Below are 12260 nucleotides of genomic sequence, written 5' to 3'. Positions count from 1 at the left end.
AATCAGCTTGTGTCGTTGTACCCAACAATAAATATGGTAAAAAAACAAATGCATTATTCAGCTGATACCGATTTATTCTGCTTCATACGGATTAAAATATAACTGCCAAATCCGACCAATAGTCCCATTATCGTCGCTAACAATAAAGACCCGACCAGATATTGCACCAAATGTTGCTGTATCGTATCAAAGCTAATACTATCCAATTTCAACACCCCATTAGCACCAGCTGAAGGTAGCACCAATCCGCCAACAAGAAGCGACGCATAAATAATCAATGGTATAAAAGGAGGTAAACTAACATTTGAAAAAGCAAAGGACAGTACCTTATTCAATCGAAAAAAAACCGACAAGGTAATAACTAGTGCTGTCTGAAATCCCCAAACAGGAGCAATCCCCATAAAAACACCAAAACCAATAGAGGCCGCCATCTTCTCCGGAGAGTCTTCTGAACCAAAGATATTTTCCTTTATAAAATCATTCAAACTTTTTTTTTTGAACGAGCGGAAAAAATTTCGGGGGATAATATAAAAAAAAGTAAGAAACACCAATACCGTATTCAAGATACTGATCCGCGTAAAATCCTTAAAAGGTCGAAAATGAGAAACACGCTCCGAAGGATCATACAGCACCTGTACCGGTGTATTTCTAACAGCTACACCATTCCATGCAGCACGTACAATAATCTCAATTTCAAATTCAAACTTACGGGTGTAATATTTCCTCGGAATAACATTTAAGGGATAGGCCCTGTATCCCGATTGTGTATCTTCCAATCGGATGCCCGTCTCAAACCAAAACCAGAAATTGGAAAATTTATTTCCAAAAGAAGACTTTTTGGGGACAGAATCCTGTGTCATATTACGAGCACCGATCAGCAAAACAGGTGTTTCCGATCTTTCAATCTCCTCGACAAAAGCAACCAAATCACTAGGATAGTGCTGACCATCCGAATCAATTGTTATAGCATATTCATACCCTTGCTCCCGTGCTCTTGCCAAACCGGCCCGCAACGCACAACCTTTACCTTTATTATGCGCAAAGTCGATACGTTCTATACCCTTATAATCATCTAATATCCGGGAAGTCCCATCGGTCGAACCGTCATTCACCACGATAACCTGCTCCGTATAGTTCAAAACACCATCCAACACGCGACACAGCGTCTTCTCGTTATTATACGTAGGTATAACAACAACAATTCCCAAATGAGTAAGCCGCTGTTTTAAAGAATCTTCCATACGAGTTCTACGGGGTTAATGTACGCAATTCAGCCGCAGTAAAGACAGCCGAACGGCTATCGGCATAGCGCTTGACCATATCTTTCACCACCTTGGTCTGCGAACCAAAATTAGACAAAATCATTTGCTTATCCGTATTAATATTTCCTTTATACTTTAGGATTTTGGGCGTATTCTCCTGAATAATCAGTCGTACCAAACGGATCTCCACATTATTGGGCGCAGCAGCGACAGCACTTTCGATATCCTTAGCCCCTGCAACAAAAAGCTCTTTTTTGTCTTTTCGATCGGAGGCATAGCGAGCTTGCATAGCATAGGCCGCCCCTTTATAAGCCAGCAGCACCGGATCCGTTTTATTATAATTCTTGAGCTGATTATACAATGTCGCAGCAGCCTCTTTAGAGGTATCCGATTTTTCAAAATTCGAGCGAACCGAAGATAAATCGATTTGAAACCAGAAGGAGATTGCCAACAAAAAAGATATCAAAATATTAACCATCTATTTCACCTTAAATGTACATACCAATTTTAACGCGACCGTATCTTCAAAATAGGTCGTATTTTTCACCTTATAATCAGACTCGTCTGAACCCGAAAAGTCAAGTTCCAATCTTAGATCCGCATTCACTTCTGGATTGATCAAAGCCATAAACTTCACATTGGAAGATTTATACATAAAAAGCTTCCTCTGTAAAACCTGTTCACTCAGCTCCTTGACAATCTGCATCATACACACCCCAGGAGTCACAGGCTTATCCGGAAAATGTCCCTTAAAAATAGCATGATCCTTATTCAAAGTAATATCTGCGCTATACTTTTGCTCATCGAGCTGCTTTAATGTCTGTACCCTATAAAAATCCTGTAAAAGCATATGTCCTCTTTAGTCTTCAAACTTATATAAAATGATCCATATTCGGCAGCACCTTTGAGCAGAAATCTATAAAAAAGAGAATACACGATGACTCGAGCCCTCCCATCATGACGAAGCAACCGTATACTGAACAAGCGAAACCAATTCGCTATTAAGACACGGACAGTGCACCAACGATTCAGCTTCAAAAGCCACTCTATCCGACTTGAGTCCGTGTTCCCTCCGTGTTGACAGCGTGTCTTACTTAGACTTGATACGCTATAACCTATAAGGCATTTCGGAAGCATCTACCATCTTAGTAGGTTCTCCGCTATATCTTTAGTATATCTCCACTGTATCCCACTGCTAATTTCCTAATGACCCAGCTAGAAAAAATTTCAATTCATTTTTTATTTTGTATTTACGAATTCTTTCGTAGATTTGATTACGAAAAGATTCGTAGATAAACTTAAGAAAAGATGAAACCCACTGAGAGTGAAATGGAAATCCTGCAAGTTCTTTGGAACAAAGGACAATGTAGCGTACGCGAAGTCTTCGAAACCCTAGATAAAAAAGATGTCGGATATACCACGATCCTTAAACTTATGCAGATTATGCATGAGAAGAAAATGGTGATCCGCGACACTTCTTCAAAAACACATATCTATACCGCCAATATCAATAAAGAAAAAACGCAAAATCAATTCTTGAACAAAATGATTGATACCGTATACAACGGTTCGACGTCAAGATTGGTCATGCAGGCACTAGGTAACCATAAGGCCAGCAAAGAAGAAATAGACTTGATCAAAGATTATTTAAATCAACTAGAAAACAAGTAACATGGAAGCATTGATGTCATCTATCAGCACAGCATTAGGTTGGAGTCTCCTACATTCCTTATGGCAAGGAGCCGCTATATACCTTATTCTATTTGGGCTATATCTCGCTATTCCTGGATTAAAAGCCAACACAAAGCACAACCTTGCCTTAACAGCTCAGCTTATCGTTTTTATGAGCTTCATTTACACATTTTTCAATCTATTGGACTATTCGTTTTTATCAGGGAACCACATCGCTCTGTCTGAAAAAAGCAAAATGTTATTCTATATGGAGTATTTCCAAGAAGCCCAGCCCACCATACAGCAATACTTTATTTATATTGTTCCTCTATATCTGCTCGGTATTCTTGTACAATCTATATTATGTGCCAATAGTTATCTCCGCATTAAAAATCTAAAACGGATTTCAAACTTTCCTGTTCCCCACACTTGGCAACAGCGTTTTTACGATAGTATCATTAGTCTCGGTATCACTAAAGATGTAAAATTACTATTATCGGAAGCTATTTATGAACCTCTGGCAATGGGCTTTTTCAAACCCGTCATTATCTTTCCAGTTGCCTATGTCAACAAGATGTCTCTTTCTGAAGTAGAAGCACTTCTACTACATGAACTGGCACATATTAAACGCAACGACTATTTGTTAAATATGATAAACATCATACTCGAAACAATCCTATTTTTCAATCCATTTATATGGCTTATGTCTAGACACATCCGGACAGAGCGTGAACAAGCCTGCGATGACCGCGTTGTACAGTTTTTTCCTGAACCTACGCTTTATGCAAAAGCACTTCTTAATGTCGAATTACTAAAGCAGAATGCTAATTCTCTTAGAATGAGTCTTGCTGCCACCGGAACGGAGCATAAACTATTACATAGAATAAAAAGAATAACTCAAGCAAGAATGGAAACATCATATACCAATCTAAAGCATCAGGTAGCCGCCTCATTACTAGTGGCCTTTACCTTGATATCAGTAGCCTGGACCAAGCCAAATGCCGAGAGCCCAGCAAATGATAAAAAAGCCCTAACAACAAAAGCAGATAGTCTATCCAGCGGGACCACTATACTCCCAGCCCCTGCCATCACCTCACTGACGGACATCAACTTATTAGATGATTCGGTCAAAAACACCATACATCCGCTCATCCTACCCGACACCAATAAAATGGGGCAGCAGATCCAAGAAAAGTTAAAAGCACCGGAGCAGGAAGCATACCTGGTCGAGATGGAGGAAAATGTCCGTAAAATTGAAGAAAAATTCAACTCTCCGGAATGGTTGGCTCATATCGCCAAAATCGAAGAAAATGCACGCAAAATTGAAGAAAAATATAACTCTCCAGAATGGAAAGCTCATATTGCCAAAATCGAGGAAGATACCCGTAAAAAAGTAGAAGAGAAATTCAACTCCCCAGAATGGAAAGCTCACATTGCCAAGATTGAAGAAAATGCACGAAAAATTGAAGAAAAATATAACTCTCCGGAATGGTTAGCTCACATTGCCAAGATTGAAGAAAATGCACGCAAAATTGAAGAAAAATATAACTCTCCAGAATGGAAAGCTCATATTGCCAAGATCGAGGAAAATGCACGTAAAATTGAAGAAAAATACAACTCTCCAGAATGGAAGAATAAATTTCAAAAATAGAAGCACATGGGAGGCTGTATCATCATTGAAGCTCCCTCGTCATCCCCAAATCGGGATTAGTCATCGAGCGAAATATAGTGCAGTCGAAATGACGATGAGTTCTACTTTGATACAGCCCCTAATAGCGTAATATAGATGTACGAAAAAACAGTCTGAAAAAACGAGACGGCAATCTTACAAAACGAGTTAAAGATCAAAAATCGATTCTGCCAATGTCGTGTTTATCTTATGATTGGTAAACACGAAACGTGTAGAACCGTTTGAATTATCCAATAACATGACCTCCGCGACCTGATAGGTGGATTTATCAAAACTGACAACCAATTGCTTCATAGCCTTTTTAACCTCTTTAGCAATAGGATCTAATTTTAGAATATACAGTTTATTACTTTGAAAATAAGAGGGGGAGAACTCTGTCCCTTGATAGGTGCCACCATTCATATTGGCCTGTATCGCTTGACTGATCTTCTCAAACTGTTTACTACGCCCCATATCCATGATCTTTTTCTTTCCCTTCTCTTCGATCATCATCTTTTTATCATTGAAAACCATGGTATAAGCCGTAGGGCTGCTATAAAACCACGCCAGCTTATCTGGATTCTTCACATAAAACTTGCCCGAAGAAATCAACTCATTCTTAACATAACCGACTTTTTTGTACTGTACAAAATCAGCTGTCAATGTTTTGATCTGAGCCGTTTTACGCATTAAATTCTGAAAAGAGGAAATCTCGGAAGCAGACATTTTTTGTTCCTGAGCAACACCAAAAGAAACATAAAACGCTAAAAAAAAGGATAACAAAAAATTAATCTTCATATGCGTGCAAATTTAGCAATTCATCCGCAGTTACCGAATGCCAATCACGCTCTTTCATATAAACAAGTACCCGTTCTAATACCCTAAGAGTTTTTACGGAGGTATCATGAAACAAAACGATATCACCAGGCTGTAACCTTCGGACCACTCGTTCATAGATTTTGTCCTCATTGCTAAGAACCGTATCCAATGAGCGAATACTCCACCCAATAACTTGATGTTTGGTCTGTTGGACTGCTTTGGCCATTGGCGGATTAGTCACCCCAAAAGGTGGTCGGAAAAGACGAGGCTTCAGCGGTACCAGGTCATTAACAACCGCATCACAACTATTAATCTCCAAAATAACCTGCTCCGCGGTAAGAAAACCAAATGCTTTGGAATGCATCATCGTGTGATTGCCGATCGTATGCCCCTCCTCTAAAATACGTTTAAATATACGAGGGTGCTTATTGATCTGTTTACCGATGCAGAAAAATGTAGCTTTTGCATCGTAGCTTTTCAACAAATCCAAGAAATCCTCCGTAATCGGTGTCGGTCCATCATCAAAAGTAAGCGCTAAGCTTCTTCCGTCATGCCTTGCCTTTTTATAAAAAACATCGGTAAAATAACTTTGGCGAATATCAAACGAGCCCCAAGTCGTCAGTCCAATCCAAAGCATAATCAAAAGAAAGCACCAAGACCAAGAAATAACGGAGAACAAAGCCAATATCGCTGCCAATATCCCTAAGGACAATAAAACCGGAACGATATTTTTATGTCTGAACATATTTTTATAATTTTCGTGTTATCCTGTTATCAAGTGATCCTGTTATCCAGAAAACTAAACTGTTGATAACTTCACAACTTGTTCACCCGATAACTCCCTAACTACTTTTCAACAACACCAAGCTATGATCTCTACCTTTATACTGGTTATATAATAAAACGTATGTAAGCGGTATTTGTTTTCCCGCCTTCCAAACAATATTCTCCGGGATAGACTGTTCTTTCAACACATAAGCGGCGGTAGCCATACCAAAGGCCGAGGCGATATCAGAATGTCCGTAAAGATGCTTATAGTACAACTGTGCCCGATCTTCGAACAATTTCCCTAACTCCTCAAAATAATGATCATATGTTATATCACCGCTATTACCAAGAACCAACGCCGAAATAACGGATCGATCCAGTTTATTAACTTCGAGAAAACGATCTACAAAATCAGCCAACTCCTCTTTGTCCAGTCGATTTTGCACGCATACATCCACCACTTCCGCATAGCTGTCTACAGAAGAAACATGGCTAAGCGTAAAGAACGTAGCACCTTCACCGTAATTGACCCCTGCACTATTGGATGTTCGTATTGTTTCTTGTACATCGTCAGCCTTCACTTCTCCGATCAGTTGCTTTAGCGTAAAAGTATGTCCCGATATTTCATCGATGCCACCAACAAGTATCGAATGTGCATCACCTCCCTGCAGCTGTTCCAAACTGTCCAACAAGGCCGATTCAAAGGATACCGCTCCATTCACGTAAGTAAAATTATAAGCTTTACAGCCCAATCGCAGCGCTATCTGTGCACCCACAGTATTATGCGTAGACTGAATGAATGAAGTAGGTGTTAAAAACTCCTCATCGTTATCCAACACATTTTTTAGAAATTTCTCCGAATCCTCCAAACAGCCTAGGCCTGTACCCGTAATTACAGCATCTAATTCGCTCACACCTGCCTCATCTAAGGCCTGCTGCGCAGCATATATGCCCATTTTGATCCCTTTGGACATACGCCTGATCATATTAGGGGCAATAAGCTCTTTGTAAGAAGGCTGTTCAGCATAAGCTTTACTCACGGTAATCTCTACAGCCTCATCAAAAAAATCAGACCGCCAGATCCCCTGTGCAGAGACCACACCAATACCTCGAATAAAACACTTTTCTTTCATTTCTTCTTTTAAAACAGTTATCAAGTTATCTTGTAATCGTGTTATCCAGAAAACTAAACTCTTGATAACTTGTTCACTTGACAACTACCTCCCCAAAATTAACGTCGAACAATTCCCTCCAAAGCCAAAAGAATTGGACAATACATAGTCAATCTCCTTATGCAATACATCCATTTGTGGAATGAGATCAAACTCCTCCATGGCCGTCTCAAAATGAAGGTTAGGAAATACCATTCCTTCTTGAATAGCCAAAACACTATACACAGCCTCTATTGCAGCTGCCGCCGCCAAGGTATGTCCTGTGAAGGATTTGGTTGAACTGAATATCGGCACTTTTTCACCAAAAGCCCGTAAAAGAGCCCTACCTTCAGACAGATCGTTATTGGGTGTAGCCGTTCCATGCACGTTGATATAATCAATTTGACGAGGTTCTATTCCACCGACAGCAAAAGCCTTCTGCATAGCTAAAAATGCCCCCTCACCATTCTCGGACGATGCCGTTTGATGGAAGGCATCATTCGCGTTACCATAACCAACAACACGCGCCAATACCGTCTTCCCTTCTCTAGCAATCAACTCCTCCGATTCCAAAACCAGATAAGCTGCTGCTTCTCCCAGGTTCAGCCCTTTACGATGCTGATCAAAAGGTCTACAATAGGTGTCCGACAAAATCATGAGCGTATTAAAGCCATTCAAGGTGAACTTGCTCAAAGCGTCCGTCCCTCCCACGATAACGCGGTCCAACCGGCCACTCTTAATGAGCCTGGCCCCTAGCATAATCGCGTTGGCAGCCGAAGAACAAGCCGTGCTGATGGTCGTAACAGTACCTCTAAGACCCAGATCATCAGCAATATGTTGCGTAGATACACCAGCATCGTGACTACGTATATAATGCTGTAATTCTACGTCCTGCATATAGGCATAGAAATATTTTTCGGTAACATCCATTCCTCCTACACTCGTAGAAGAAATCAATCCCGTACGGATAGACGTATCTTTCAGATCAAGTTCCGCCTGCTGCAATGCCTGCCGGGCAGCCAGAATGCCCAGCATCCCCGTTCGGGTTACACTATGTCCTTTTGTAAGGCCTACACGATCTTCTAAATCACGATTGGAAAGCTTGATCTCACCAACCAAGACATTATCTCGATGCCTCGTATCAAAATTATCAATGCGGCTAATTCCACACCGTGATTGAGACAGAGCCAATAGATTCTCCTCCACAGAAAGACCTATGGCCGAAACAATTCCCATTCCGGTAATACCTACACCGCTTGACATCAGCTATTTGGTTCTATTTTTCGAGATAAAATCAGCCATTGTATTGATCGATTCAAATATAGCCTTACCTTGCTTAGGATCACTCAATTTGATACCATAGCCTTTATCCAGCAGAACAATAAGCTCTAAAGCATCGATAGAATCCAATCCCAGACCATCTCCAAACAAGGAGTCATCATCATTGATATCGGATACTTCAATATCTTCCAAATTTAAAACCTCAATGATCTTACCTTTTAGCTCTTCTTTTAATTCTTCCATTTTTATATTAAAAATAATTGATCAATTTGTTCTATCGTATGCGGTAATATCCCAGTACGTTCTACTGTATACATGACCGCCTTATATTCTTCACCAAATAATTCCACCCAACCACACAACACACGTGATGCCTTCCCAGACAGCAACAGATACGCTGCGTAAGCATGCAAACTCTTCGCATCATAGCCGTCAGACACAAAAAAAACATTCTCCGCAAGCAAATGATGCCGTATACACAGCTCTCCTACACAGATATTTGCCAATGTATATACAAATATAGCAGGGCTAGGATAATAATTCGTTTCGTCCTGAATCGTCTCCCAATGCCGGCTATCCGTGTCCAGACTCCCTGACCGATTTGCCAAGATAACGGCAGTATCCTCTACAGTAGTCCTATTCCGTAAAAGGTATTCACCCGCTGTGAAGGTCAACTTACTCAGATTATCCATCTTATAAAACTTAGGATAATCGACCTGAATATTTTTCACAGCTTCTTTCACAAACGTAGCAAAGGAACTTGCTTCACTCAAATACACAACCTCTCCGTTGATCGCCACCTGTCGATCAAACACTGTGGTATATGCTGATATGTAAAATGTCTCTGCCACTACACCTTTTTTATAATCATAGCCGTATTGCTCCCCCCAAAACCAGAAGCAGTCTTCAGGCAACAATTTAAAACCGCCGAGGCCGTATCCTGAATAACATGGAGGTATTTGGACGTTCCCAGGTTAGCAAAGCCCTTGGTCGCAACTAACCTATTTTCATACATGGACTTGATAGATATCACCAACTCCAACAAACCAGAAGCTCCCAAAGTATGACCATAATAACCTTTTAAACTATGCGTAGGCACCCCTGATAAGCCTATACGATCAAATGCGATAGCTTCCATCTCATCGTTATACAATGTTGCTGTACCATGCGCCGAGATAAAATCAATACGGTCACCTGTAATATCAGCCTCCTTAAAAGCGGCCGCTACACTCCGTACCAGTCCCTCCCCTGTGCGCGAAGGCCCGGATATATGATTCGCGTCATTGATCGCCCCTTCGCCCAGAATCTGTACCAAACTACCTGTCCACTGCCCAGTGACCCAAGCCGCAGCAACAGCTTCTCCCAAAGTCACGCCATCACGTTCCACATCAAACGGACGACACGGCCCACTACTCATTGCTTGAAACGACTGAAACCCAGACAGCACAAATTCACTGACCTGATCAGCCGCCAATACCAATACCTCATCATATTGTCCCATCTGTATCAATCGTTTGGCAATGGATACCGCCAACAATCCCGAAACACAGGCATGAGAAACAACGATGGGTTTAGCAGTAAAACCAAATCTATCAGCCAGTACTTCCCCCATTCTCCCCAATTGAGCTTCCTGAGCAGAAGTAGACCGCAGTTTATCTATATTCCCTTTCGTTGTCGAAAGGACAAATCCCGTTCGCTCTGTAATAGTTTTATCCTTTAGCAACGGTACCACCACCTGTAAAGACAGATTTTCCAGAAAAGATAAAGACAGATCTTTCATTAATGCCAGTGGATCAGCAAAGCGAGCCACTGGTACACTTTTAAGCATCCCTATATCTACCGTACGGATGGCACTTTCGCTCCGCATTAAGGCAGACCAATTACTATCCAGATCCATACCTAGTGGAGTAACACAATTTACTGACGATATGTACACTGGCTTAAACACTATAACAACCCCACCTTCTTCTTCCAACGAAGCATAAAATCCGGCGTATTCAATGTCAATAATCCCTCACTATCCAAGAAGACCTGTGTGGTCTCTCCTATACAGACCAGCTCATCCTGTTCGTTAAATATTCGATACCTAAAAACCACCTTGGCAGCAGGAGTGTCCACAAAAGAAGTATCTACTCTAAACTTCTCGCCATAACGCAACGGCAACTTATGTTCACAAACGGACTTAACGATGGGTATCGTATAACCTGCAGCCTGCACAGTCAAATAATCTATACCATGTTCTCTGCCAAAAGCCTCACGTCCATCTTCAAAAAAAGTGATATAATGGCCATGCCATACAATCCCCAAGGAATCCACCTCATTGAACCGCACATCCCCCCATTTGGACACGCTCAAATGGCTCGCTTCACTATATAGTTCTTTTCTTCTTATCATAGAGGACCGCTATCAGCAACGTAAGCATAAAAAACAAAAGTAATAAAATTAGTTGAGGCAGAATAGCCATCCAACTCCCCTGCCGGAGCAGAATATCATAAAAACCGTTCAGTGCCCAGTTCATGGGAGAAAGCCTTGAAATAGTCTGCATCACAGCAGGCATCACAAAAACAGGCACCCACACCCCGCCTATCGCCGCCAAAATAACAACAAATGTAGCCCCAAATGGAGCAGACTGTTCCTGTGTCGTGGCTATCGTTCCTAATAAGATACCGAAACCTATAGCGGCAAGCCCTGCAAAGAGCGCCATGGTAGACAACTGCATAAAATTAGCACCGACCTCAAAGGAAGGCAAATCCAGCAGTGGAAATACATATACCCCAACCACAAGCATCAAATAAAATTGAATCAGGCTAACCAGCAGATAGGTAAAAGTCTTCCCCAAAAGAAACAACGTATAAGGCACAGGATTCGTGATAAGACGGACCATAGTACCCTGTGACTTTTCTTTCACGATATTGATAGAAAGAGGGACAACGATAAAGAAAATAGCGAATAAAGACCAAGCTGGTACATTGTGCTGTACAGCACTAGGTTTTATCGCAGCTCCTCCTTCCGCAGGGCCAATCTCACGGTATTGGAGAATCTGATCCTGATCAAAAACAGCTTCTTCGCTGACTCCCAGTTCTTCCTGAAATACGTTGTAAACCTTATCTTTCTCTATCGTAGCAATCAGCTTATCGATAGAACTTTTTATCGCAGTTTTAAAAGATTCCTGTGTAGCAGGATCAAAATACAGATTAACATCCTTCTTTTGGATTGTCACAGCAGCAGCATGGACCGTATCCGAATCGGAATACGAAAACTCCGCCATTACTTTATCCACGTTCTGTTTAATATGTAGGTTCAGATCGTCACTCAATTTTGGTGGAAGTACAATAGCCAATTGATAATCTCCTCTAAAGACAGCATCCTTTGCGGATGCCTCGGACAGCGTCTGATCACCGATCTCCTCGACAATAGCAAAATTCCCTGTACTCCCCAATTCTTTTCTAACCGTCTCCGCAATCTCTCCTCGATCATTATCTACCAACAGCACAGGAATCCGGGTCCCCGTGATAGAATCAAAGGATCCCTTCTGCACCATAGTAATGGTAACCAACAGAACCATAGGCATCACGAAAAGAATAATAAGCCCACCAATATCTCTAGATTGAAGGATGAGCTCTTTCCGAATAGCCATCG

Annotated in this window: 14 protein-coding genes; 2 read left to right on the top strand and 12 right to left on the bottom strand. The window is 41.3% G+C overall.

The window, feature by feature from the left end; all coding sequences use genetic code 11:
• Nucleotides 1-53: 53 nt before the first annotated feature.
• From M472_RS37795 to M472_RS37785, 3 genes are read right to left on the bottom strand one after another with little or no spacing between them, the layout of a single operon-like run.
• A complete protein-coding gene (locus M472_RS37795) occupies nt 54-1241 on the bottom strand; it encodes a DUF2062 domain-containing protein (protein ID WP_021071181.1) in 1188 nt (395 codons plus the stop codon).
• Between the two features lie 7 nt (nt 1242-1248).
• Nucleotides 1249-1740, bottom strand: a complete 492-nt coding sequence (locus tag M472_RS37790; RefSeq protein WP_021071180.1) for a hypothetical protein — start codon at nt 1738-1740, stop codon at nt 1249-1251.
• Complete coding sequence (locus M472_RS37785; protein ID WP_021071179.1) at nt 1741-2112, bottom strand: hotdog family protein; 372 nt, start codon at nt 2110-2112, stop codon at nt 1741-1743.
• A 458-nt stretch (nt 2113-2570) separates the two neighbouring features.
• Between M472_RS37785 and M472_RS37780 the strand changes: the two genes are divergently transcribed.
• Both M472_RS37780 and M472_RS37775 read left to right on the top strand, forming a co-directional pair.
• Nucleotides 2571-2933, top strand: a complete 363-nt coding sequence (locus M472_RS37780) for a BlaI/MecI/CopY family transcriptional regulator (RefSeq protein WP_021071178.1) — start codon at nt 2571-2573, stop codon at nt 2931-2933.
• A 1-nt stretch (nt 2934) separates the two neighbouring features.
• Entirely contained in the window at nt 2935-4584 is a 1650-nt protein-coding gene (locus tag M472_RS37775) for a M56 family metallopeptidase (RefSeq protein ID WP_021071177.1), read from the top strand.
• Between the two features lie 186 nt (nt 4585-4770).
• On the opposite strand, the gene M472_RS37770 is transcribed toward M472_RS37775, so the two are convergent.
• The 9 genes from M472_RS37770 to M472_RS37730 all read right to left on the bottom strand — a co-directional run bounded on the left by M472_RS37770 (nt 4771) and on the right by M472_RS37730 (nt 12258).
• A complete protein-coding gene (locus M472_RS37770) occupies nt 4771-5400 on the bottom strand; it encodes an outer membrane lipoprotein carrier protein LolA (RefSeq protein WP_021071176.1) in 630 nt (209 codons plus the stop codon).
• A complete protein-coding gene (locus M472_RS37765; RefSeq protein WP_021071175.1) occupies nt 5390-6166 on the bottom strand; it encodes a polysaccharide deacetylase family protein in 777 nt (258 codons plus the stop codon). The genes M472_RS37770 and M472_RS37765 overlap by 11 nt, the downstream gene beginning before the upstream one ends.
• 97 nt (nt 6167-6263) lie before the next feature.
• On the bottom strand, nt 6264-7322 hold the full coding sequence (locus M472_RS37760) for a beta-ketoacyl synthase N-terminal-like domain-containing protein (protein ID WP_031301878.1): 1059 nt from the start codon (nt 7320-7322) through the stop codon (nt 6264-6266).
• 84 nt (nt 7323-7406) lie between these two features.
• Nucleotides 7407-8603 (bottom strand): beta-ketoacyl-[acyl-carrier-protein] synthase family protein, encoded by a 1197-nt coding sequence (locus M472_RS37755; protein ID WP_021071173.1) that lies wholly within the window; start codon nt 8601-8603, stop codon nt 7407-7409.
• Nucleotides 8604-8606: 3 nt separating this feature from the next.
• Entirely contained in the window at nt 8607-8864 is a 258-nt protein-coding gene (locus tag M472_RS37750; protein WP_021071172.1) for a phosphopantetheine-binding protein, read from the bottom strand.
• Between the two features lie 2 nt (nt 8865-8866).
• Complete coding sequence (locus M472_RS37745) at nt 8867-9472, bottom strand: beta-ketoacyl-[acyl-carrier-protein] synthase family protein (protein ID WP_021071171.1); 606 nt, start codon at nt 9470-9472, stop codon at nt 8867-8869.
• Nucleotides 9472-10557, bottom strand: a complete 1086-nt coding sequence (locus M472_RS37740; RefSeq protein WP_200859634.1) for a beta-ketoacyl synthase N-terminal-like domain-containing protein — start codon at nt 10555-10557, stop codon at nt 9472-9474. The genes M472_RS37745 and M472_RS37740 overlap by 1 nt, the downstream gene beginning before the upstream one ends.
• Nucleotides 10558-10568: 11 nt before the next feature.
• Nucleotides 10569-11015, bottom strand: coding sequence for an acyl-CoA thioesterase (locus M472_RS37735; protein ID WP_021071169.1), 447 nt, complete (start codon nt 11013-11015; stop codon nt 10569-10571).
• Complete coding sequence (locus M472_RS37730) at nt 10990-12258, bottom strand: ABC transporter permease (protein ID WP_144062755.1); 1269 nt, start codon at nt 12256-12258, stop codon at nt 10990-10992. Before M472_RS37730 ends, M472_RS37735 begins: the two co-directional genes overlap by 26 nt.
• Nucleotides 12259-12260 lie beyond the last annotated feature (2 nt).

The organism is Sphingobacterium paucimobilis HER1398, from assembly GCF_000416985.1.
Taxonomy (GTDB): domain Bacteria; phylum Bacteroidota; class Bacteroidia; order Sphingobacteriales; family Sphingobacteriaceae; genus Sphingobacterium; species Sphingobacterium paucimobilis.
This window is presented reverse-complemented; position numbering and strand designations above follow the sequence as displayed.